General features: G+C 43.7%; 25 protein-coding genes and 1 pseudogene. 9 read left to right on the top strand and 17 right to left on the bottom strand.

Features of this window, described 5'->3' with window-relative positions:
* The 5 genes from H9629_RS11280 to H9629_RS11260 form a co-directional block, all read right to left on the bottom strand.
* Positions 1 to 95, bottom strand: a 95-nt coding sequence (locus H9629_RS11280) for a GTP-binding protein (RefSeq protein ID WP_017397055.1), incomplete at its 3' end; no start/stop codon positions are given.
* A gap of 92 nt (positions 96 to 187) precedes the next feature.
* Complete coding sequence (fusA, locus tag H9629_RS11275) at positions 188 to 2,326, bottom strand: elongation factor G (protein WP_064096977.1); 2,139 nt, start codon at positions 2,324 to 2,326, stop codon at positions 188 to 190.
* 131 nt (positions 2,327 to 2,457) lie between these two features.
* Positions 2,458 to 2,928, bottom strand: a complete 471-nt coding sequence (gene rpsG / locus H9629_RS11270) for a 30S ribosomal protein S7 (protein ID WP_064096978.1) — start codon at positions 2,926 to 2,928, stop codon at positions 2,458 to 2,460.
* A 179-nt stretch (positions 2,929 to 3,107) separates the two neighbouring features.
* Positions 3,108 to 3,482, bottom strand: coding sequence for a 30S ribosomal protein S12 (gene rpsL, locus H9629_RS11265; protein WP_004783283.1), 375 nt, complete (start codon positions 3,480 to 3,482; stop codon positions 3,108 to 3,110).
* 156 nt (positions 3,483 to 3,638) lie between these two features.
* Positions 3,639 to 5,123: an EcsC family protein gene (locus tag H9629_RS11260; protein WP_064101787.1), complete on the bottom strand. Its 1,485-nt coding sequence runs from the start codon at positions 5,121 to 5,123 to the stop codon at positions 3,639 to 3,641.
* Positions 5,124 to 5,397: 274 nt separating this feature from the next.
* Between H9629_RS11260 and H9629_RS11255 the strand changes: the two genes are divergently transcribed.
* Complete coding sequence (locus H9629_RS11255; protein ID WP_064101788.1) at positions 5,398 to 6,627, top strand: beta-ketoacyl synthase N-terminal-like domain-containing protein; 1,230 nt, start codon at positions 5,398 to 5,400, stop codon at positions 6,625 to 6,627.
* A 23-nt stretch (positions 6,628 to 6,650) separates the two neighbouring features.
* Positions 6,651 to 7,103, top strand: coding sequence for a CopD family protein (locus tag H9629_RS11250; protein ID WP_064096981.1), 453 nt, complete (start codon positions 6,651 to 6,653; stop codon positions 7,101 to 7,103).
* Positions 7,104 to 7,364: 261 nt separating this feature from the next.
* Here the strand turns inward: H9629_RS11250 and cfa are convergent, their stop codons facing one another.
* The 5 genes from cfa to H9629_RS11225 all read right to left on the bottom strand — a co-directional run bounded on the left by cfa (position 7,365) and on the right by H9629_RS11225 (position 13,335).
* Positions 7,365 to 8,504: a cyclopropane fatty acyl phospholipid synthase gene (cfa, locus tag H9629_RS11245; protein WP_064101789.1), complete on the bottom strand. Its 1,140-nt coding sequence runs from the start codon at positions 8,502 to 8,504 to the stop codon at positions 7,365 to 7,367.
* Between the two features lie 415 nt (positions 8,505 to 8,919).
* Positions 8,920 to 10,359, bottom strand: coding sequence for an amino acid permease (locus H9629_RS11240; RefSeq protein WP_064096983.1), 1,440 nt, complete (start codon positions 10,357 to 10,359; stop codon positions 8,920 to 8,922).
* A 154-nt stretch (positions 10,360 to 10,513) separates the two neighbouring features.
* Positions 10,514 to 10,879, bottom strand: coding sequence for a RidA family protein (locus H9629_RS11235; protein WP_064096984.1), 366 nt, complete (start codon positions 10,877 to 10,879; stop codon positions 10,514 to 10,516).
* A gap of 48 nt (positions 10,880 to 10,927) precedes the next feature.
* Complete coding sequence (alr, locus tag H9629_RS11230) at positions 10,928 to 12,040, bottom strand: alanine racemase (RefSeq protein ID WP_191731099.1); 1,113 nt, start codon at positions 12,038 to 12,040, stop codon at positions 10,928 to 10,930.
* A gap of 35 nt (positions 12,041 to 12,075) precedes the next feature.
* On the bottom strand, positions 12,076 to 13,335 hold the full coding sequence (locus H9629_RS11225; RefSeq protein ID WP_064101791.1) for a D-amino acid dehydrogenase: 1,260 nt from the start codon (positions 13,333 to 13,335) through the stop codon (positions 12,076 to 12,078).
* Positions 13,336 to 13,475: 140 nt separating this feature from the next.
* Between H9629_RS11225 and H9629_RS11220 the strand changes: the two genes are divergently transcribed.
* Entirely contained in the window at positions 13,476 to 13,943 is a 468-nt protein-coding gene (locus tag H9629_RS11220; protein WP_004279232.1) for an Lrp/AsnC ligand binding domain-containing protein, read from the top strand.
* An 86-nt stretch (positions 13,944 to 14,029) separates the two neighbouring features.
* On the opposite strand, the gene lysM is transcribed toward H9629_RS11220, so the two are convergent.
* From lysM to H9629_RS11190, 6 genes are all read right to left on the bottom strand, one after another.
* Positions 14,030 to 14,527 (bottom strand): peptidoglycan-binding protein LysM, encoded by a 498-nt coding sequence (gene lysM, locus H9629_RS11215; protein ID WP_064101792.1) that lies wholly within the window; start codon positions 14,525 to 14,527, stop codon positions 14,030 to 14,032.
* Between the two features lie 184 nt (positions 14,528 to 14,711).
* Positions 14,712 to 14,948, bottom strand: coding sequence for an acyl carrier protein (acpP, locus tag H9629_RS11210; RefSeq protein WP_064096988.1), 237 nt, complete (start codon positions 14,946 to 14,948; stop codon positions 14,712 to 14,714).
* Between the two features lie 83 nt (positions 14,949 to 15,031).
* Positions 15,032 to 15,766, bottom strand: a complete 735-nt coding sequence (gene fabG, locus H9629_RS11205) for a 3-oxoacyl-ACP reductase FabG (protein WP_064101793.1) — start codon at positions 15,764 to 15,766, stop codon at positions 15,032 to 15,034.
* Positions 15,763 to 16,749, bottom strand: a complete 987-nt coding sequence (fabD, locus tag H9629_RS11200; RefSeq protein WP_064101794.1) for an ACP S-malonyltransferase — start codon at positions 16,747 to 16,749, stop codon at positions 15,763 to 15,765. Before fabD ends, fabG begins: the two co-directional genes overlap by 4 nt.
* Before the next feature lie 250 nt (positions 16,750 to 16,999).
* Positions 17,000 to 17,182, bottom strand: a complete 183-nt coding sequence (gene rpmF / locus H9629_RS11195) for a 50S ribosomal protein L32 (protein WP_004279227.1) — start codon at positions 17,180 to 17,182, stop codon at positions 17,000 to 17,002.
* Positions 17,183 to 17,259: 77 nt separating this feature from the next.
* Positions 17,260 to 17,817 (bottom strand): YceD family protein, encoded by a 558-nt coding sequence (locus H9629_RS11190; RefSeq protein WP_191731098.1) that lies wholly within the window; start codon positions 17,815 to 17,817, stop codon positions 17,260 to 17,262.
* A 99-nt stretch (positions 17,818 to 17,916) separates the two neighbouring features.
* Here H9629_RS11190 and H9629_RS11185 point away from each other — a divergent pair, with 99 nt between their 5' ends.
* The 3 genes and pseudogenes from H9629_RS11185 (at position 17,917) to H9629_RS15540 (ending at position 19,622) form a co-directional block, all read left to right on the top strand.
* Positions 17,917 to 18,579: an elongation factor P hydroxylase gene (locus H9629_RS11185; protein ID WP_064101796.1), complete on the top strand. Its 663-nt coding sequence runs from the start codon at positions 17,917 to 17,919 to the stop codon at positions 18,577 to 18,579.
* Positions 18,580 to 18,666: 87 nt separating this feature from the next.
* Positions 18,667 to 19,284, top strand: coding sequence for an L-threonylcarbamoyladenylate synthase (locus H9629_RS11180; protein WP_064096993.1), 618 nt, complete (start codon positions 18,667 to 18,669; stop codon positions 19,282 to 19,284).
* Between the two features lie 54 nt (positions 19,285 to 19,338).
* Positions 19,339 to 19,622: pseudogene (locus H9629_RS15540) on the top strand (hypothetical protein).
* 81 nt (positions 19,623 to 19,703) lie between these two features.
* On the opposite strand, the gene H9629_RS11170 reads toward H9629_RS15540, so the two are convergent.
* Positions 19,704 to 20,183, bottom strand: coding sequence for a hypothetical protein (locus H9629_RS11170; RefSeq protein ID WP_191731097.1), 480 nt, complete (start codon positions 20,181 to 20,183; stop codon positions 19,704 to 19,706).
* A gap of 503 nt (positions 20,184 to 20,686) precedes the next feature.
* Here H9629_RS11170 and H9629_RS11165 point away from each other — a divergent pair.
* From H9629_RS11165 to rluB, 3 genes are read left to right on the top strand one after another with little or no spacing between them, the layout of a single operon-like run.
* Positions 20,687 to 21,481 (top strand): segregation and condensation protein A, encoded by a 795-nt coding sequence (locus H9629_RS11165; protein ID WP_064101799.1) that lies wholly within the window; start codon positions 20,687 to 20,689, stop codon positions 21,479 to 21,481.
* Positions 21,478 to 22,068, top strand: a complete 591-nt coding sequence (gene scpB, locus H9629_RS11160) for an SMC-Scp complex subunit ScpB (protein ID WP_064096997.1) — start codon at positions 21,478 to 21,480, stop codon at positions 22,066 to 22,068. Before H9629_RS11165 ends, scpB begins: the two co-directional genes overlap by 4 nt.
* Before the next feature lie 41 nt (positions 22,069 to 22,109).
* Positions 22,110 to 23,162, top strand: a complete 1,053-nt coding sequence (gene rluB, locus H9629_RS11155; protein WP_081408793.1) for a 23S rRNA pseudouridine(2605) synthase RluB — start codon at positions 22,110 to 22,112, stop codon at positions 23,160 to 23,162.
* Positions 23,163 to 23,180: the final 18 nt, after the last annotated feature.

Here is a 23,180-nt window from a genome sequence, read left to right as displayed (position 1 = left end):
ATCGCAGCTGTTAAAGTTGTTTTACCATGGTCAACGTGACCAATTGTGCCCACGTTAACGTGTGGCTTATTACGTTCGAACTTAGCCTTAGCCATGAGATCTTCCTTTTTGAACTGCTCATGCAGGATCACTGCATGAGCGCTTGGTTTTAACTATGAATTAGTTTGGGCTTATAGTAATCGAAAGATTACTCGTCGTCACCTTTTTTACCGCCAGACTGGAATTTAGAAATAATGCCTTCAGCCACGTTACGTGGAGTTTCAGCATATTTAGCAAATTCCATAGAGTAAGTCGCACGACCTTGAGACATAGAACGCATTTGAGTTGCGTAACCAAACATCTCAGCCAATGGAACTTCAGCACGGATTGCTTTAGTACCACCAGGTAAATCGTCCATACCCTGAACCATACCACGACGACGGTTTAAGTCACCCATGATATCGCCCATGTAGTCTTCTGGAGTTTCTACTTCAACTTTCATGATTGGTTCAAGAAGGATAGGATCCGCTTTCATGAAACCATCACGGAAGGCATAAGAACCCGCCATTTTGAACGATAATTCGTCAGAGTCGACATCATGGTAAGAACCATCAAATAGTGTCGCTTTGATACCCACAACAGGGTAACCAGCCAATACACCATTCTTCATGCGTTCTTGAATACCTTTATCAACCGCACCGAAGAATTCTTTAGGTACAACACCACCTACAACTTCTTCAGCAAACTCGTAGTCTTTACCAGCTTCTTCAACGTCCATAGGTTCTAAACGAACATATACGTGACCGAATTTACCTTTACCACCAGTTTGACGTACGAATTTACCTTCTTGCTCAACAGTCTTTTTGATTGTCTCGCGGTAAGCAACCATTGGTTTACCAATGTTCGCTTCAACGTTAAATTCACGTTTCATACGGTCAACAAGGATATCAAGGTGAAGCTCACCCATACCCGCGATGATTGTTTGACCAGATTCTTCGTCAGTGCGTACACGGAACGATGGATCTTCTTTAGCCAAACGACCAAGTGCGATAGACATTTTCTCTTGGTCAGCTTTAGTCTTAGGCTCTACAGCTAAAGAAATTACTGGCTCAGGGAATTCCATACGCTCAAGTGTAATGATGTTTTTCTCATCACAAAGTGTATCACCAGTAGTTACGTCTTTAAGACCTACACATGCTGCGATATCACCCGCACGGATTTCGTCAACGTCTTGACGTTCGTTCGCGTGCATTTGCACGATACGGCCGATACGCTCACGCTTAGATTTCACTGGGTTATATACTGGGTCGCCTTGTTTAAGAACACCAGAATAAACACGTACGAAGGTTAAGTTACCTACGAATTTGTCGTTCATGATTTTGAACGCTAACGCAGAGAACGGTGCTTCGTCAGATGCTTCACGAGTCGCTTTAGTTTCAGCTTTGTCATCAAGGATACCCTCGATCGCTTTAACTTCAGTCGGTGATGGCAGGAAGTCAATCACAGCATCCAACATACGTTGAACACCTTTGTTCTTGAACGCCGAACCACAAAGCATTGGTTGAATTTCACAAGCCAAGGTTTGAGCACGAAGACCAGCAATGATTTGTTCTTTCGACAAGTCACCATTGTTTAAGTATTCGTCCATTAACTCTTCAGATGCTTCAGCCGCAGCCTCAACCATGTTAGTACGCCATTCATTAGCCGTATCAACAAGGTCAGCAGGGATGTCGCCATATTCGAACTTCATACCTTGAGATGCTTCATCCCAGATAATCGCTTTCATTTCGATTAGGTCAACAACACCCTGGAAGTTTTCTTCTGCACCAACTGGAATAACCACTGGTACAGGGTGTGCACCAAGACGTGTTTTCATTTGTTCAACAACACGGAAGAAGTTTGCACCAGTACGGTCCATCTTGTTCACGAATGCTAAACGAGGCACTTGGTATTTGTTTGCTTGACGCCATACAGTTTCTGACTGAGGTTGAACACCACCTACAGCACAGTAAACCATACATGCACCATCAAGAACACGCATAGAACGTTCAACTTCGATTGTGAAGTCTACGTGTCCCGGGGTATCAATTACGTTGATACGGTGTTCTGGGAACTGTTTAGCCATACCAGACCAGAAACAAGTTGTAGCAGCTGAAGTGATTGTAATACCACGTTCTTGCTCTTGTTCCATCCAGTCCATTGTTGCTGCACCATCATGTACTTCACCAAGTTTGTGAGATACACCTGTGTAGAACAAAATACGTTCTGAAGTTGTGGTTTTACCAGCATCAATGTGAGCCGAGATACCAATGTTACGGTAACGAGAAATTGGGGTTTGACGAGCCATGATCTCTTGCATTCCTAAATTTTGTTGTTTAAAACAGGACGCTTTAAGCTGCTAGCAACTTAAAGCGTTTTGATGACAGTCTGGGCAAAACCCAAACCATCACTGTCCTGATAAGGGCCTGTTTTATTTGCTTAGAAACGGTAGTGAGAGAATGCTTTGTTGGCTTCAGCCATACGGTGCACATCTTCACGTTTTTTAACCGCTGCGCCTTTACCTTCAGATGCATCAAGCAACTCGCCAGCAAGACGTAAAGCCATAGTTTTTTCAGAACGCTTAGCAGCAGCATCTACTAACCAACGCATCGCTAGGGCAGTACGACGGGATGGGCGCACTTCCATAGGAACTTGGTATGTAGCACCACCAACACGGCGTGCTTTAACTTCGACCATAGGACGAACTTTTTCAAGCGTAGCTTCAAAGAATTCAACCGGGTCTACTTTAGATTTTTCTTGAACGCGGTCTAAAGCACCGTAAACGATACTTTCAGCAATAGATTTTTTACCATCTTGCATTACGTGGTTCATGAATTTAGCGATTGTTTGGCTGCTGAACTTAGGATCCGGAAGGATTTCACGAGCAGCGACTACGCGACGTCTTGGCATTTTAAAACTACCTATAAATATGACACTTCAGGTTTATCCAGCAGTAGCACAAAGTGTCATGTGCTTTCGCTGGCCTTACTACACGTCGCTTGAATTTCACAAAATTAAATGCAGAAATCAGACAAGCGAGACGATAAAGGATTGCAGTTCTAGCGAACTAAGAAGTTGATCTTGAAAGATTATTTCTTAGGACGTTTAGTACCGTATTTAGAACGAGCTTGGTTACGATCTTTAACACCAGCACAGTCTAAAGAACCACGAACGGTATGGTAACGTACACCTGGTAAATCTTTAACACGACCACCACGGATAAGAACAACACTGTGCTCTTGAAGGTTATGACCTTCACCACCGATGTAGCTAGAAACTTCGAAACCTGAAGTTAAGCGAACACGGCAAACTTTACGCATTGCTGAGTTAGGTTTTTTAGGTGTAGTTGTGTAAACACGTGTACAAACACCACGACGCTGTGGACAAGCCTTCAACGCAGGAACTTTAGATTTTTCAACTAAAGTCGTACGACCCTTGCGGATCAACTGATTTGTTGTTGCCATGTGGCAATTCTCCCGTTAATAAAAAGCCCCAAAAAACTACTACTTTTTGAGGGCATGCAATTGTAAGTCAAGATGCAAAATTGGTCAACCTAATCAAGTTAAGCAAATGCCGATTCTCACGACATTGCTTGCTTTTATAGCTTGATTAAAATCCGGTTATTTTTTCGAATTTTTTCCGGCTTTTTTTGTAACATTTTGGACTTCAGATTGAGGGTCGGATTTTTCCTGATTGTCTGCCTCAAGCTCTGGAGTTTCTGCAGCAGATTCTGTCTCGGCAGCTGCATCTGGATGCAGTTCAGCTTCAATTTCCGGATTAAATGAAGTTTTAGTTAAAGCCGGTTGCTGTGACTGCTTGTCTGCGGCAGGTTCAACCAATTCCTCGCTGAGCGCTTCCAGCCCTTCACTGACTTTTTCATCTTTCTTCACTTCAGCATCTTGAGCGCTTAAATCATTCTGCTCTTTTTTGACCAGTTTAACCTGACTGATCGTGCTATTACCCTCAAGTGGAATCTCTTTATCCATGATTGGCTTATCTTTTGGAGCTTCAACCGATGGAGAAGTACTTTCTAGCAGCTTGGGACTCGCCTGTTGCAACAAACTGACTGCTTTCTTATAGGCAGCATAAGGTGAAAGTTGTGAATCCTGGTGCTGAATCAGATATTGACGGGCATGGGAAAATGCTTCCTGAGCTTTCTGATTCACGTCCTCAACGAAGCGATGACTATATACAGCACCAATACCTGCACTTGCTAGAGGAGTCAGCCTGGTTAACTGCTCCAGTATCGAACTTTTCGGCAGATGATTCAGCCATTGCCATTTCGTTTCTCCCTCATGACGACTGAGCCATTGCTTGATAACACTGATATCGTTACCAGAACCTAGCATCGCCTGTAACTGGGAAATATCATGGCTTTTAAGGGTATTGCTTAACGCTTTTAAACCCAACAACAAAGTTTGCTTTTCTGCAATCAGACCGAGGTCGATCTGTTTAAAGATATGCTGGACGATTTCCTGGTCTTCTTCTTTACTCAAGTCAAAACCATAAGAACGACCAACTTGATAGATGGTACGTAATGCCATAAGTAAAGAAGCCGGAATATCGATCGCGGTACCAATCACCCCTGAAGCACCACTGACCGCCCCCTGTACAGTTGCAATCCATTTATTTTGCTCCCCCAAAGCTTGAGAAATCCGTTTGGAACGATCAACATCCTGAGTGAGTTCCTCTAAATCTTTTACGCCAGCTTCATCAAGAATGGCATCGACCGAACTGGTTTGATTACTGAATTGATTGAGACGCTCATAAAAATAATTCGATACTTTTTCGGTCAGGTCTGGCGCAACAAAGTGCGCAACATTATTTACGGTATTAAAACGGTTCCCAAGAAGTTGACGGGATACATTGGGAAGATGCTCACGGAGCATTTGCTGAGGATTGTCATATTTTTTTGAGGAAAAAACACTTTTCACCTTCGCTGAACCGTCAATCACCTGATCAGAGCCTGAAGGCTTCAGTGCTTTAGTCACTGAATCCGGTGCAACATGATTCAATAAATCCAATCCAGTTGAACTGAACTTTTTCGCCACTCCAAAGGCATTCGAAATCAGACCATTAGATTGTTTATTATTAGCATTTACCATTTTTTACCTCAGCATTCATGTGCTTGTATTTGGTATAAATACTAGGTGTAGTCAGCATTTATCTCAACTTTATTCTGTTTCATTTAGTAAAACCCGTACACGCCGACTCACAAAGTCAACCGACTGTCACACGGCATAACATTTGCCATAAGATTTCAAAAGTCTTTCTGCTATCATGTTCCCCATCATGAAATTAAGGCTGAGCGCTGGATTGGGCGATTTAAAAGCCCCTATATCTGCCGTTGAGCATAGAGCAAACTATAAGGATCTGTAGATGAAACGTGTTGTCATCACTGGCATGGGTATTAACTCGTGTATTGGTAATACATTAGAGGATGTAAACCATTCTTTACAAAACGGGATTTCAGGAACACGTTTTAATCCGACTTATGCTGAACTCAATTTCAAAAGTCATGTCAGTGCTGCAGCCGAGCAGGATTTCGACGGGATCGACCGCAAACTAAAACGCTTTATGGGTGTATGTGCGATGTATGCATATAACTCAGCGTTGGCTGCGGTTGAACATGCAGGTTTAAAGGCTGAAGACCTAGCTGGCAACCCACGCTATGGTATCGCGGGTGGTTCAGGTGGGGGTTCAACTGCTTCCGTTATTGAAATGAACGAATTATTGCAAACCAAAGGTGCGCGTAAAGTTGGTCCTTTCTTTGTACCACGTAATATGACCAACACCATTACGGCTAACGTCGGTGTCGCTTTTAAACTGCAAGGTGTAGCACATACCATTACCAGCGCATGTGCAACCTCTGCGGATGCGATTGGTTATGCCTATAATCTGATTCAACTCGGCAAACAAGATTTAATGCTGGCAGGTGGCGGTGAAGAAGATCACTGGTCACAAAGCTTGTTGTTTGATGCCATGGGCGCACTTTGCTCTAAATACAATGATAACCCGGAAACAGCCTCACGCCCTTATTCTGCAGACCGTGACGGTTTCGTGATTGCCGGTGGTGGTGGTTTCGTGGTGCTCGAGTCTTTGGAACATGCGCAAGCGCGTGGTGCCAATATTCTTGCCGAAGTCGTAGGCTATGCAGCTAATTCGGATGGTGCCGACATGGTTGCACCAAGTGGTGAAGGTGCAACGCGTTGCGTACTGATGGCTTTAGAAGAAGCAAAACAACACGGTGTCGATAAAATTGACTATGTGAATACACATGGTACTTCTACTCCAGCGGGTGACATTACAGAACTTAAAGCGATGGAACGTGCTTTCGGTGAAGGTCAGGTTCCTCCACTCAGCTCAACCAAGTCAATGACGGGTCACAGTCTTGGTGCTGCTGGTGTTCAGGAAGCGATTTATTCGGTTCTAATGATGCAAAATGACTTTATTGCGCCAAATATCAATGTAACTGAGCTAGATGAAGGCGCGAAACCGTTTGATATCGTGCTTGAAAAACGTGACGCAAAATTGAATACTGTAATGAGTAACAGTTTCGGTTTCGGCGGCGTAAATGCTTGTCTCATTTTCAAAAAATGGGAAGGCTAAGCCGCCCAATTTAGGGTGACTTGATGGATGCTCCTTCTGATGCTTTCTTGTGGGTAAAAGCATTACATATTATTGCGGTGGTATGCTGGTTCGCAGCTTTGTTCTACTTGCCACGGCTGTATGTCTACCATGCCATGAGTGAAGATGCCGTGAGTCATCAACGCTTTGAAGTCATGGAACGTAAGTTGTATCGTGGCATCATGTGGCCGGCCATGCTGGCCACTCTGATTACGGCGCACTTTCTGGTGGATTGGGGGGATGCAACGCAGCATTACCATGAAGCTTTATGGTTTTATCTGAAAGTAGGTCTGGTCGGTTTACTGGTGATTTACCATCTGGTATGTGGTTATTACCGCAAGAAGCTGATTGATAATGCACATTACAAGTCGCACAAGTTCTGGCGTTATTTTAATGAGATGCCTACCCTGATCTTATTTGCCGTGGTCATTCTGGTTGTGGTGAAACCGCAGTTTTAATGTATTCAATTTAAAAAAAAACCTCCTATTGGAGGTTTTTTTTAAATCTTTTTTTATTCAATACTTCAAAATCCTGCTTAAGCCGAATTTCCTATAAGCCCCAAGCAAGCATCTAATAAATCCTACTTTTCTAACTGAGAAATACGGAGAGAATGCCTAAAAATCACTTTAAATTAATCTTAAGCAGCGTAAAAAAGCAGAAACCTTCCAGATGACTTTAAAGAAAAATTCCAATCCGTAAATCACGGTTAATCTCATACTCTAACGTGCAATTCGAACTTCCCCTTCTAAACCATTTGGACTGAATACGATTTGCCATAATTGTAATTCTCGTGCTCGAAATGCACCAGCACAGGCATTTAAATAATAATTAAACATTCTTTTAAAGCGAGCACTATAATTGGCTTCAATTTCTGGCCACGCTTGAAGGAATCTTTCCGACCAGGCCCGAAGTGTTAAGTCATAATCGGTACCAAAATTATGCCAATCTTCCATAATAAATTTGCCACTACTAAAATGAGCAATTTTTTCAATTGAGGGTATATAACCATTCGGGAAGATATATTTCGTTATCCATGGATCAGCTCCCTTCCTTATGGTATTAGAACCAATGGTATGCAATAAAAACAATCCATCTGCATTTAAATTACGTTGTACGACTTGAAAATAGGTATCGTAATTTTTCAATCCTACATGCTCAAACATGCCTATAGATGCAATACGATCGAATCTCTCATTTAAGTTACGATAATCCATAAGCAAGATTTCAACATCAAGTCCTTTACATCGCTCAACGGCTAGTTTTTGTTGTTCTTTAGAAATGGTAATACCTACTACAGAAACTTGATAATTTTTGGCCGCATATTCGGCTAACCCGCCCCATCCGCAGCCAATATCCAGCAATCGCATACCTGGCTGCAAGTCAAGTTTGCGACAGATCAAATCGAGTTTTTGTTGCTGGGCTTGAAAAAGGTTATCGGCATTTTTCCAGTAGGCACAAGAATATTGCATATATGGATCAAGCATATGATTAAAAAGATCATTACCAAGATCATAATGTTCTTCACCCACCTGCCAGGCTCTTTTTTGAGTCTGTAAATTTTGAATTCGAGAAATTGCAATTCTAATAATATCTTTTAAATTATAGGGTATTTTTTTATCTAACTTGGCACGTAAAATTTTATAGAATAAAATATCCAGCCGATCACAGTCCCACCAGCCATCCATATAGCTTTCACCTAGACCTAATGAACCTTGCTGTAAGATACGGTTATAAAAATCATCATTATGTACCTGTATGTCATAAGGCTTGTCACCATTAACCTGAATGCCAGCTTCATCCAATAATTTTTCCAAGATCTCTCTTAGACCATCATTTTTATGCTCAACATAGATATTCATATCTACTCCTACATCTTCTATTTTTTTAGTTTTATTAAACAATTATATAATTCCAGATAACTCTACCTCTTATGGATTTCACTCCAAGCGCCAGATTATGCTTATTTTTTAGCAGCACTTCATCAGCTACTCGAGTCTCTGGACTATGTCCTTTGAAGAGATTAGCTAATCATTGCAAAATTTTGGCTGTTAGACTGTTTTTCTAGTGTTAAGAGATAAGCTTCTATTGTAGGCAGGTCATTGTAAAAAGACCTTTATTATGAGATTCAGCATCCGCTGAAACAGGCATTCATTTTTCAAATTATTTTTTATCCATGATTCATGGTTAACTCAAATTTCAATCACCATTTAAATAGACCCTCATAAAAAAGAGAGGGGTTTCTTCCCCTCTCTTTTTAATTATTTGAACTCATAGTTACCGTATATCTAAAGACTGGATGCGCTTCTTCATCCTTGGTTTATACAACATATGGTAGGTGGCAAACAGAATAATCAACCAGAGTGGACTAATCATCAATGCTTTCATGGTATCTGCTTCCAGACTCAAAATAACCAATGCAAAGAACAAAAAGATCAGTACAAGATATGACATCCAAATACCACCTGGCATTTTGAAGGTAGAAGCTGCATGCTTTTCAGGCTGCTGTTTACGGTAACGGATATAGCACACCATAATCAGCCCCCAAATACTGATAAACAGGATCACACACAGCGAACTTGCCAGCGTAAAAGCTTCCATGGTGTTGGGTACGAAATACTGAAAAGCTGCGCCTGCCATGATAAAGGCACAGGAAAACAGCAAGCCTTTGGCTGGAACCGCACGACTCGAAAGTTCAGCTAGCGCCTGGGGTGCCTGAGAATCACGAGCCAAGCCAAAGAGCATCCGGCTGGTCGAGAATACTCCGCTATTCATTGATGACATCACAGAAGACAGCACCACCAGATTCATGATAATGGCCGAAACCGGAATCCCTGCATGCAGGAAAAGTGTCACGAAAGGACTTTGATCTGCGGGAATTTCCACCCATGGTGTTACAGACATAATCACCAGCAGAGACAGCACATAGAACAGGATAATTCGGGTCGGAATCGCATTCACTGCTTTTGGCAGGTTCTTTTCAGGATCCTTGGTTTCAGCCGCCATGGTACCGAGCAGCTCTACCCCTACGAAGGCAAACATCGCAATCTGAAAGCCTGCGAGAAAGCCCATAGTTCCTTTAGGAAACATGCCATCATAAGCCCAGACATTACTAAGACTGGCAGCAGATCCATCTGGCGTCTGGAAATTGCTGAAAATCATATATCCGCCAATTGCAATCAGGCCCAGAATGGCCAGAATTTTAATCAGGGCAAACCAGAACTCAATTTCACCGAACAGTTTGACGGTCAGCAGGTTAATTCCAAGTACCAGCAATACACAGCCAGCACTGATCATCGCCTGCCCCAATGGGGTAAAGGTCATATCCGGTGGCAACCAGAAATTCAGATAATTGATAATTGCCGCCAGATCCGCAATACCCACCAGAATCCAGCCTAGCCAATAGGACCAGCCAATATAATAGCCCGCACCCGGGCCAATCAGGTCATGCGCCATATCAATAAAAGATTTATAGTGCAGATTGGACAGCAAAATTTCGCCTAATGCACGCATCAGAAAAAAGAACATTGCACCAATAATCATATAGATAAATAAGATTGACGGTCCTGCTAATGCAATGGTTTTACCGGAGCCCATAAACAGGCCTGTACCAATGGCGCCACCAATGGCGATTAACTGCAAATGCCGGTTAGAGAGCTTACGCTGCAATTCATGGGGAGCAGACGCTGCGTCATCCTTAGAGGAGGCGGTATTCATAATCGGTTCCTTTTCTTAGCTCAGACTTTCGCTCATCTAATCGGATATCTTCCTGAAATCCTGATTGCAGATGCAGTTTCATTTAAATAACTAAATGATCAAGTCTGATGTCCTTATAAAATCAAAATAGGGAGATGTAAAAATATTCTTTAAATCAAGGTAATGCTGCTATCACTGCAATTTCAATCAGCCAGTCAGGGTTCACCAGATCCGCCTGAATCGTAGCGCGTGCGGGCGTGCCATGACCTTGCAGCCATTCCACCCAAAGCTGATTCACGGTTTGAAAATCGTCCAGATTTTTCACGAATAGCTGTGCAGAAAGCAGACGGCTTTTATCAGTATTTGCCAGTGCCAGCAACTCCTCAATCTTGGCGAACACTTCCAGTGTCTGTTTGCGTATGTCCAGATCGCTGCTGTCGGGTATTTGACCCGATAAATACACGGTTTGATGATGAATCGTTACAGCACTCATAATTCCATTGCTCTTGAGCCGCTGAATAGCTGTATTGTCCTGTGTCATGTTGATCTTCCTTGTTTGGGATATGAAATAAAAAATTAGATTAAAAATTTAAGCATCAATCTGAAAATTAACCCGGGCGGTTACCGCACACATGAGCTCATAGCCGATCGTGCCAGAACTGGCCGCCACCTCATCAATTGGCAAAAGCACACCTTCGGAAGATTGCCCCCAAAGTACCACTTCACTGCCTACATCCGCCTGCGGCAGTGCAGTGACATCCACAGCGAGCATATCCATACTGATCCGGCCCAATGTATGTGTTTTAACTGAATCCACCAGCACAGGCGTACCGGTCGCCGATAGCCGCTGATAGCCATCGGCATAGCCACAGGCCACCACTCCGATCCGCATCTGTTGCGTGGCAATAAATTTGGAGCCATAGCCAATACTATCGCCTGCCTGTACTGTCTGAATGGCGATAATCTCACTGCGCAGGCTCATCGTAGGACGTAAATTCCAGTCTTGAATACTATGTGCAGGATAATCCGGGGAACTGCCATACAGCATGATGCCGCTACGCACAATATCGCAATGAAGGGTTTGATGATGCCGCAAAATGGCCGCACTGTTACTCAGCGAGGTTTTACCCGCAAGTCCCTGAATCGTTTTATTAAAAATAAAATGTTGATGTTCAATTCCATCCAATCCAAAACGCTCGCCATCCGCATCGGAGAAATGGGTCATATGCGTGATTGAACGGACAGTATTCAGCTGATGCAGCTCCTGCCAGATTTCTGCATATTGCTGTGGCTCAAAACCCAGCCGGTTCATGCCACTGTTCATTTTTAAATACACATCAAACTGTACATCTGGTGCTATTGCAGCAAACTGTTTCAACCATTGCACTTGATGCAGGGAATGAATGGCAAAGCTCATTTCATGCTTCGCACATTCAAATAAATCCTCAAAAGCGAAAATACCTTCAAGCAACAGCAGCGGCTTCTTGCACCCAAGCGCACGTAGCCGCGTGCCCTCCCCGATATCCAGAAAGGCAAATCCATCTGCATCCTGAAGTGCCGTATAAACGCGCTCAATCCCGTGTCCATAGGCATTGGCCTTGACCACGGCAAATACCTGGCTGTCAGGCATACATTGGTGTGAAACGCTTAAATTATGCCTAAGCGCCTGCTGATGAATGATCGCAGTAATAGGACGTGGCATAAAACTCCTCCTTGAATACTGTGCCTCAGATGATCTTAGGCCGCCTGCTGATAACGCGACAATGAAAGACCTTCGGTACTGATTTCAGGATCACGAGCCAAGACCAGATCGCTGATTAACTTGCCCGAACCACACGCCATGGTCCAGCCTAACGTGCCATGTCCGGTATTCAGGAACAGGTTTTTAAAACGAGTTTTTCCAATAATTGGCGTACTGTCCGGGGTCATTGGCCGCAGGCCTGTCCAGAAGCTGGCCTGATTCATATCGCCCCCCGGGAATAAATCACGGGTCACCATTTCCAGCGTGCCGCGACGGTCTTCATTCAGACCCAAGTTAAAACCGCTCAGTTCAGCCATTCCCCCTACGCGGATGCGCTGGTCGAAACGGGTGATTGCAATTTTATAGGTTTCATCCAGCACGGTAGATTGTGGAGCGAAGGCTGGATCTACAATAGGAATCGTCAATGAATAACCTTTCACTGGATAGACCGGTAAATTCAGTTCAAGTGGTTTGAGGAAATTACGTGAATAACTACCAAAAGCCAGCACATATTTATCTGCTGTAAGCACCTGACCATTCACCAGAACTCCTTTGATCTGGTCGCCTTCTACAATCAGTTTTTCAACGTTTTGATTAAACTTGAACTCTACACCCATCCCTTTGGCATGTTCTGCCAAGGCATTGGTAAACAGATAGCAGTCGCCCGTTTCGTCATTGGGTAAATGCAGACCACCCACCAGTTTGTCTTTTGCCTGTGCCAATGCCGGTTCTACACGCGCCAGTCCATCACGATCCAGCAACTCAAACTCCACACCAGTTTCTTTTAGAACCTCGATATCGCGCTGCACCGCATCCAGCTGCGCATCTTTACGGAAAATCTGCAAAGTGCCTTTCGCACGGTTTTCATAAGAGATGCCAATATCACGACGCAAATTGCGTAAACAGTCACGGCTATATTCAGCCACACGCACCATCCGTTCTTTATTGACTGCATAATGCTGGGCATTACAGTTTTTCAGCATTTGTGCCATCCACTGCAATTGCCACAGGCTGCCATCGACATTAATCGCCAACGGAGCATGATGCTGGAACATCCATTTGACCGCCTTAAAAGGAATACCTGGTGCCGCCCAAGGAGTCGAGTAGCCCGGAGAAATCTGTCCAGCATTGCCAAAGCTGGTTTCCTGAGCCGGACCCGCCTGACGATCCAGCACAGTTACAGTTGCTCCCTGCTGCGCCAGATAGTAAGCGCTTGCCACACCAATCACACCACTACCTAAAACCAATACGCGCATTACCTTAATCCTCAAACATTTTTCCAGGTTATTTCACTAGTATATTTTTGCTTTAATAGTTAAATTCACTATATTCAGTGTATAAATTCAGTGGAATAAATATTTTTTCGGGCAGAATTAAAAAAAAGAGGGAAATATTAATGCGCAAATTAGACCGCATTGATCGCATGATTCTAGACATCCTGCAACGCGATGGCCGGATTGCCATTAGCGAGCTGGCAGCACGTGTCAATCTTTCAACCACACCCTGTTCAGAACGGGTAAAACGGCTGGAGCGTGAAGGTATTATCATGGGTTATTACGCCCGTTTAAATCCGGAAATGCTGGAGCGTAGTTTGCTGGTATTTTTGGAAATCAAACTCTCAGCCAAATCAGGTGATGTATTTGATCAGGTGGCTCGTAATCTGACAGAAATTCCAGAAGTCCTGGAATGTCATTTAATTTCTGGTGATTTTGATTATCTGGTCAAAGCGCGTTTAAAGGAAATGAGTGCTTATCGCCGTTTACTGGGGGATTTACTGAAAAAACTGCCCGCTTCTGCTTCCTCGCACAGTTATGTCGTCATGGAAGAAGTCAAAGAAAGTTTATATCTGGACCTAGGGATTTAATACCTTAACTTTATTAATCTGCCTGCAAAAACGTTAAAGCCCCGGAAGGGGCTTTATGTTCGAAAATTCATTGATTTTATTAATCCTTAAGCAGGAATACGCAGTACCTGTCCGGGAAAAATATCATCCGCATTTTTAAGCAAGGGACGATTAGCCTCAAAGATCTTATTATACTGATTGGCATCCCCATAAAACTCTTTTGAGATTTTAGATAAAGTATCGCCAGATTTGACTGTATAGAATTTACTTTCAGGTTCTGGATTAGTCACGGTTAGCTGATCATCTACTTTGGCGACATGATCAATATTTCCGACTGCCAGAATAATCTTTTCACGATCGGCCTGACTTTTTACCTGTCCGCGCACGGTGGCCAGATCAGAGGTCGAGTTATAGCTAATCGACAAACCTGTAATCGGCAAGCCTAAACTTTTGACATGGCCCAATAGCTTATTTGCCATTTCCTGGGCAGAAGGCTCTGCAGGTGCGGCTTTAGGTGCCTGCGGTGTCGCTGCCGGAGTTTGCTGTGGTTCTGCAGCAGCCGTATTTTTCTTACCGATACCTTTTACGAAATCAAAAAGACCCATGGTGAACTCCGTTCTTGTTGTTAATGTCACATCACTCCTATTTTTATAATGAAAAGAGTCTAAGGATAGTTAGTCATTGGTGACATAAAGGTAATGGATTGTAAAACCTTTATGCATGTGAAAGCGGACACAAAAAAACCACCTTACGGTGGTCTTTAGGTTCAGCAAAGCTGAAAATCAGCAATTAACCAAGTTTTTTAGTAACATAGTCGATCGCAGATTGAACAGTTGTGATTTCGTTAGAATCTTCATCAGGAATCGTGATGTCGAAGTCATTTTCGAAAGACATTACCAGTTCAACCAAGTCTAGAGAGTCAGCACCCAAGTCATCCATGAAAGATGCTTCGTTTTTAATCTCTTCGATTTTGATACCAAGTTGTTCTGCAACCGCTTGCTTAACGCGTTGTTCGATATCGCTCACAGGAATTCTCCTCATTGCTTGTGGCGTTTTTAATGCCGTTAGTTTAATTGAATCTAAAAAATTTGGAAAGTTTATACTTGAGCTTAGCTCATGTATAAGCCCCCATTTACATGAATAACTGTACCAGTAATGTAACTAGCTTTATCCGAAGCCAAGAAACTTACGGCATTGGCGATATCCTGCGGATTACCCAACCGGTTTAAAGCCACCTGTTCAGTCATCTTTTTACGAATATCTTCACTTAACTGCTCAGTCATTTCAGTCGCAATAAATCCTGGTGCCACCGAGTTTACCGTAATCTGACGACTGCCCATTTCTTTGGCCAGGCTGCGGCTAAATGCTTCAATACCTGCTTTGGCAGCAGAATAGTTGGCCTGCCCCGGGTTGGCAAAGTGTGCCACCACAGAACTGATATTGATAATGCGGCCGAAACGCGCCTTGGTCATGCCCTTCAGTACACGTTTAGATAAACGGTAAACGGCCTTCAGGTGAATATTTAAAATATCATCCCAGTCATCTTCTGACATGCGCAGTAACAGGTTATCTTTGGTAATCCCGGCATTATTCACCAATACCAGTACCGGACCATAGTTTTGCTCGATATCACTCACCAGTGCATCAATCGCAGCACCATCACGCACATCTAAAACTTTACCGGCACCATTTTCAGCAAAATGTGCAGTTAATTTTTCTGCACCAGCTTCAGAAGTCGCAGTACCTACGACAAAATAACCGTCCTGAATGAGTTGTTGCGCAATTGCAGCCCCAATGCCGCGACTCGCACCTGTTACCAAGGCAACTTTACGTTCCTGTGTCATGCAATTTTCCCTTCTGCCACTAGTACGGTGTTAAGCGCATCTTCCAGACGAGATTTGGTATCCAGTGGAAGTGCTTTTTCAATATTTGGTAAACGTTTTGCCATATTCGCCAGTACATTACCTGGACCGCATTCTACAATATACTCAATTCCTTCATCTTGAAGGAATTGTAGTGTTTTGGTCCACTGTACCGACTCATATAGCTGCGCCGTTAAGGCCTGACGAAGTTCAGTCACATCAGCCGCCGCTTGCGCGCCTACATTTTGTAATACAGGTATACGGGGCATCTCAATGGCCGTTTGTTCCAAAGCTGGCGCGAACTGCTCGGCAGCAGGTTTCATTAGTGAACAGTGCGAAGGAACTGAAACAGGCAGCGCAATGGCTTTACCGCCATTTTCTTTAGCCAGTGCCATAACAGCTTCTACACGTTCTTTATCCCCTGCAACTACAACTTGGCCTTGTGCATTATAGTTTGCTGCTTCGACAGAACCTTCGCTTGCTGCAGTTGCTTGTGCACAAAGCTCAATCACTTTGGCGTCATCCAAACCTAGAATGGCTGCCATTGCACCGACACCTTGAGGTACAGCAGTTTGCATCAGCTTACCACGCAGGTTCACCAGCTTAACTGCATCACCCAGGCTTAAAGCACCGGATGCAACCAGTGCGCTGTATTCACCCAGTGAATGACCAGCCATGTATTTTGGTGCCACCCCGCCTAACTCCAACCATACACGCCATAAGGCAATTGATGCAGTTAAGAGTACAGGTTGAGTAAATTCAGTTTGATTCAGACCTTCACCACTTTGGGCGATCTGCCACAGATCAAAGCCTACCGCTGCAGATGCCTCGGCAAATGTATCGCGGATACCACTAAACTGTTCTGCAAGTTCAGCGAGCATGCCGACTTTTTGTGAACCCTGACCTGGGAATACAAATGCAGTTTTAGTTGCTTGAGCTGCTTGTTCGAGTTGTTTAGCAGACATAAATAAAATCCTTTCATTCAAGAGGTGCGAATCTTTTAAGCAAGCCAAAGAATTGGCCAATCAGATCACCCTACCCATTGTGGAGCGCAATTTAGCACGTAATTTCGGCTTGGGTAATTGCCAAATACAACAAAAACCGCAACTTCAATATTAAGCATGCAAAACTTAGACATAAAAAATCAGCCATAAAAAAAGGGAGCTTAACGCTCCCATTTTTTCTACTAAGCTTTAACGCTTAATACATCATCAATTATTCAGCAGATGCTTTAGCGAATAATTGACGACCACGGTAGATACCATCTTTAGATACGTGGTGACGACGATGAGTTTCACCAGTAGCTTGGTCTACAGTTAATGCATTCTCAGTTAAAGCGTCATGTGAACGGCGCATGTCACGGCGAGAGCGACTTTTACGGTTTTGCTGAACGGCCATGATGGCTCCTTACAAATATCGAAAAAATGGATCAGAACAAATTCGATTGTCTTATACATATGAGTATAACACAAAAATTAGTTAAGTTTACCCTTCAGAGCTGCCAAAACTTCAAACGGATTATCCCGTTTTTCTTCAACAACTTCTTCTACGGCAGGTTGATGCTTATGTTCGCAAGCATCATGCTTAGGAGACAGCGGCATCAACAATAACAATTCATCTTCTATCAGTGCGAGTAAATCAGCGGTGGCAGGTGCATCATATGAACCTTTCGTCGTTGCTTCACTTTCACCTAGGACGATGAAATCAGCATCCTCATCCAAGCGCTCTATCAGTGACTCATCATCTACAAGAGCCAGATGAAAATCTGAAACGAGTTCAATTTCAACGGTGTCCAGACAACGCTGGCATTCCATTGGAACTTTCGTTTCAACATGACCATCTAGCCATGCAATGCGATGATAGGCATCCATTGATAGCTTACAGTCTATGTTAATCAATTGATCATCAATTGATCCAACAGCTTCACGAGCGATACGAACAAAGCGAGACAATGGCAGGGTACCTGACCATGTAAAGCCTTGTTCAGCCCATTTAAACGGCTCAATCTGTGCCGGAAAGGTATTTGCTGACATAATTAAGGCGGCAATTCTACAAATTCATCAGAACTCTGTCAAAGATTAAGATACAATTTTGTACTTATTTTTAGACAGACCAATTGGGTAATTTCAGTCATGCATCTGTTGCAGCCGCAAACAGAAGTGAATATTTCATCACTCGTTAGCACACTTTCAACCTCCGATTCTGACAGCTCACTACAGCAAGTGCAACGCTTACCGTGGGCGAATTTATTATCAGAAGTGCAGCAGGTTGATTGGCTCATCTTACACTTTAATCACTGGTTTTCCCACCTAAATGTCACTTTAGTCCGCGGCGATTTTGAACCAGAATATTTCCCGGCAACTCAGGATGCTCCTGCCCGGATCCAGTTTGCACACGGTTTCTTTAATAGTGCCTTGCATGAAATCAGTCACTGGACCATTGCCGGAGACAAACGCCGCCTGTTGCCAGATCTGGGCTACTGGTATGCGCCAGATGGGCGTACCCAGGAACAGCAGGCGTTATTTGAACAGGTCGAAGTCAAGCCACAGGCGATTGAATGGATGTTTGCCCAGGCTTTTGGCCGTAAGTTCCGGGTATCTTTGGATAATCTGACTGGCGACGGTGGGGATGGCAAGGGCTTTAAAGACAATGTCTACGCCCAGGTGCAGGCTTATTTCAACGGCACGGCCAAGCTTCCACGTGATGCAATGCGCTTTATCCAATGTATCTGTGCCTGTACCAGAGGTGGTAAAAGTTTACAATCTGATGAATTTATACGTGAAATGCTTGATTAAATTACACAAATCTACCTTTTTAATGATTGTCAGACATGACTCAAGCGCCACATAATAAGCCATCAGTCCAAGCTTGGAGTAGTCTCTATGCTGCATTTACGCGTACACCCAGATAATCCACAACCCCGCTTAATCAGTCAGGCAGTGGAACGTATCCGTGCGGGTGATGTTGTGGTCTATCCCACTGATGCGGCCTATGCGATTGGTTGCCAGATCGGGAACAAGAGTGCCATGGAACGGATTGCGCAGATTCGTGGTCTGGGTCCAAAGCATCAATATGCGATTCTGTGCTGTGATTTGTCCGATATTGCCACCTATGCCAAAGTGGACAATGCCATGTACCGTTTGCTGAAAAATAATACACCGGCAGTCACGACCTTTATTTTACCTGCGACCAGTGAAGTCCCGCGTCGGTTGATGCATCCCAAAAAGAAAACCATTGGTCTGCGCATTCCGAATAATCCGGTATGCCAGATGCTGCTCAAAGAACTGGGTGAGCCGCTGTTGACCTCTACCCTGATTTTACCGGGACAGACCGATCCACTTGATGATCCTTATGATATTGAGATGCAGTTGGGTAAACGCATTGATGTTTTTATAGATAGCGGCTTAGGCACGCTGAGCACAACTTCTATTGTAGATTTATCCGGTGATCATCCAGAAGTGATCCGTCGGGGTGTCGGTGATGTGAGTGCATTTGAATAGTCGTTAAATGAAGAATGCGAAAATTGTCCTTCAGTATTGAGAGAGTTCGAATGCATGGATCTATTTTATTTGCTTCTGAATCAGCATGAATTTTCTGCACAGGATTTAATCTATGCAGAAATGCCTTGGCTTCTACAATCCAAGGCAGTCATGGTCGAAGCACATTCTTCTCCACATCCCGCTGTAAATATTGATCATACTGAGTACCAATTTTCCTGACGTTGACTCTATTGAGACAGTTGTTGCAGATCTATTCAAGCCAGAACGTATGCCTGGCAGAGACTTGTCAGCGTCTCATTGAGTTTGCCGCCAAGGAATATAGTCATTCCTCACCATAAAAATCTAAAACAGCATATGGTGAGAGGTTGCAGTTTTATTCTTTTCAATTCGACAGATATGTGGTGGTTGCCAAAAACAGTTTAGGAGTCTGAACTACGTTCATAATGACGAACTGCAATGAAATTTGGGCATTGCGATAGCTTCTGTTCATGGTGCATGAGTTCCTCGCCCAGTTTATTTTTCAGATACACATGAAAAACGATCTGATCTTCCTCCAGTACGTTTAGCATTGCTGTACGTGCCTTGGGTTCCATGACTTTAAAGGAATTGATTGACTCACAAGACATGGCTTGCATATCCAGCTTAACCCTTTCGTCCAGCTGGTCCCCTTCATAGGCCATATGCCGCATATAAAAACGGATCTGAGGATATTGGTCAAGGATGCTAAAATCCATTTTCATGGCCTGCATGACAGGCCGGGCCTGTTCGGCAAAAGCCGAGAATCCCCCTGATTTCAGTCCTGTGCGTGCTTCATCTTCAAGCTGCATAATCTGATATTTGGGATAAGCCCAAAATCCCCCGAATGCGATCATTGCAATAACAAGCAAAATAAGAGGCATACTTTCTTCACCTTTTTAATATTTTTTGTGAGCTTCGACTATTTTTTCAGCAGTATAGCGAAGTTTTTGACCAAAAATTATAGAAGTGCATTTTATTAATATTTATTAATTTCATGTTTCTTAATGGAAAATCCGTTTAAAATTCATTCAGCGCCTATCCACTAAATCACTTTCTCTTTTCAGTAAGAAGGACAGCCTTTATCCAGCTTTTTGCATGCATCAACCGATGTTTACCCTTCGGTCTCTTAATTTTTAAACTCGTATTAACATGAAGATCATCGTATATTTTCTACCATACTCGGTCTTTTGCTCTGGGCTTTTTTTAAAGAGCAGTTAAATTCCATTATTTTTTTAAGTTTTTATTGCTTTGAGTGTTTATTTAATTTATTTAAAGTTACTTTTCCAGTACAATGCCACTGCTAAATCCTGTGCTTTTGTTTCGATCAGATACCGAAAATCAAGCCTTTGCATGCCTTTGAAAATTCGCGTGGCCTATAATTGTAATGACTCAAATTATCCATAACATTAGGGAATCTGCTCCGCACATTCGGGTTCTGGATGAATGGCAGGAGACAATCCCGGAGGATCTGTATATTCCTCCAGCAGCATTTGAAATTTTATTAGAACATTTTGAAGGCCCGCTCGACTTTTTAATTTACCTGATTCAAAAAAACGGTTTTGACCTGTTACAGGTCGATATTGCACCGATTGCAGCCCAGTACTTGTCTTACATGGACGCAATGAAATCCCTGAATATCGAACTGACAGCAGACTATATGGTGATGGCCGCATTACTGGCAGATCTGAAATCACGCTTGCTATTACCTAAACCGAAAAGTCTGGCTGCAATTGAACAAGATCCAAAACAAGAACTGATTGACCGTTTAGAAAATTATTTAAGAATTAAACAGGCAGCAGAACGTCTGGGCCAGATGCCGATTCTGGAACGTGACACCTTTACCGCCAATGTCACTCTGGGAGACATCCAGCAGCCGAATGAGGGCTATTCAAGCGATTTACTGCGTGATGCCTTGCTTTGTATATTTAACCGTCCTGAACCGGTGATTCATCAGGTACAACAGGAACCGGTACTGCTGGAAGAACGGATTGCCTATATTGAAAGTTGTATTGAAACTGGCGCAGTACTCAGCTTTAAGGACTTGTTAAAACCGAGCCAAGGCCGTATGGGTATGGTGGTCACCTTTATGGCAGTGCTGGAACTAACCCGGCAACAAAAAATTCAGATTATTGCTACAGGTATTGAAGCCCCGCTCGCGATTCAAGGAGCCAACCAATGACACCCAATCAGAATATGCTGTTATCTGCAGAAGATAATCTGCATGAAGTCCTGATGCAGCTTGAGGCAATTATTTTTGCCAGCGACACTGCGGTTTCATTGGCTCGTCTGAAAGAAGCTTTTCAGGATCGTTATAGCAAACAGGAATTACGTCAGTATTTACAACAGCTTTCCATGCTGATGCATGGCCGCTCAATTGAACTGGTGGAAACAGCACAAGGTTATCGTTTTCAAGTACGTGCAAAATATCGTAATATTATTGCACAGACCTGGCCTGAACGACCGGCTCGCTTGTCGCCTTCCTTACTGGAGACGCTTGCAGTGATTGCTTATCATCAGCCTGTGACTCGAGCGGATATTGAACAGATTCGTGGTGTTACGAATAACAGTCAAAACCTGCGTACGCTGTTTGACTGGAACTGGATTAAAGAGTCCGGATTTCGTGAACTCCCTGGAAGACCTGCGTTGTTAATGACAACGCCACAATTTTTAAATGCGTTTGGCCTGAATAGTTTGGGCCAATTGCCTCCCCTGCAGGATGCCAAGGAAGCTTTTATGGCCCTCGATGCAAATGCACCGAAGTCATAAATAGGTGAACTGTTGATAATTATTTCTAAGGTTATGCTGTCATGAGTGAAAAGTTGCAAAAGGTGCTTGCACGCGTTGGTTTGGGTTCTCGCCGTTATATGGAAGAAGTCATTGCCGCAGGTCGTGTAAGTGTCAATGGGCAAATTGCCCAAGTGGGTGAACGAATCGAACCAGGTGATGAGCTTCGCATCGATGGTCGTAAAGTTGCGTTCCAGATTGAAGACGAAATCCGTCGTCGTGTCATTATTTATTACAAACCTGAAGGCGAAATCTGCTCACGTAGCGATCCTGAAAACCGTCCGACTGTGTTTGAACAACTGCCTGCTATTCCGGGCGATCGCTGGGTAATGGTGGGTCGTCTGGATATTAACTCGACCGGTCTGCTACTGTTTACCAATGATGGCGAACTTGCGAATCGTCTGATGCACCCATCGAATGAAATCGAACGTGAATATGCGGTTCGTGTCATGGGCGAAGTAACACCACAACTAAAAAATAACATGTTGAAAGGCGTAGTGCTGGATGATGGTCCTGCGAAATTTGAATCTTTCTCTGAACTTGGCGGTGACGGGATCAACCGCTGGTATCAGGTGGTGGTAAAAGAAGGGCGTAACCGTGAAGTTCGTCGTATCTTTGAATCACAAGGCCTGAAAGTCAGCCGTCTACTGCGTACCCGTTATGGTAGCGTGATTTTGCCACGCGAACTGCGTACCGGTCGCTGGATTGAACTGGATAAAAATGATATCGACAACCTGACCAAATCAGTGGAATTGAAACCACGTCAAGGTACTGGCTTGTTTGGTATGGCAAAACGCCGTAATGAACGTATGCAGGACAAGCCGATGGCTGCACGCCGTGGCGGTTTCTTGCGTCAGCAACGTCGTGACAGTGATGAGCAACCACAAAACAACACTGGCCGTGAGCGTCGTGATGACAATGCTTATGGTCGTCGTGACAGAAGTGAAAACCAGAATGGCACTCAGTTCGTTCGTCGTGAAAACCGTCCGGGTCAGGGCTTTGGTCGTCGTGAAGAGCGTGATGAAAATGCGCCGCGTCGTCCATATGGCGTCAACAAAGGCTTTAAAAAGTTTTAATAATTAAGATAAATAAAA

The organism is Acinetobacter pecorum, assembly GCF_014837015.1.
GTDB classification, from domain to species: Bacteria; Pseudomonadota; Gammaproteobacteria; order Pseudomonadales; family Moraxellaceae; genus Acinetobacter; species Acinetobacter pecorum.
Note: the sequence above shows the minus strand (reverse complement) of the source record. Positions and strands in the feature narration are given on the sequence as shown.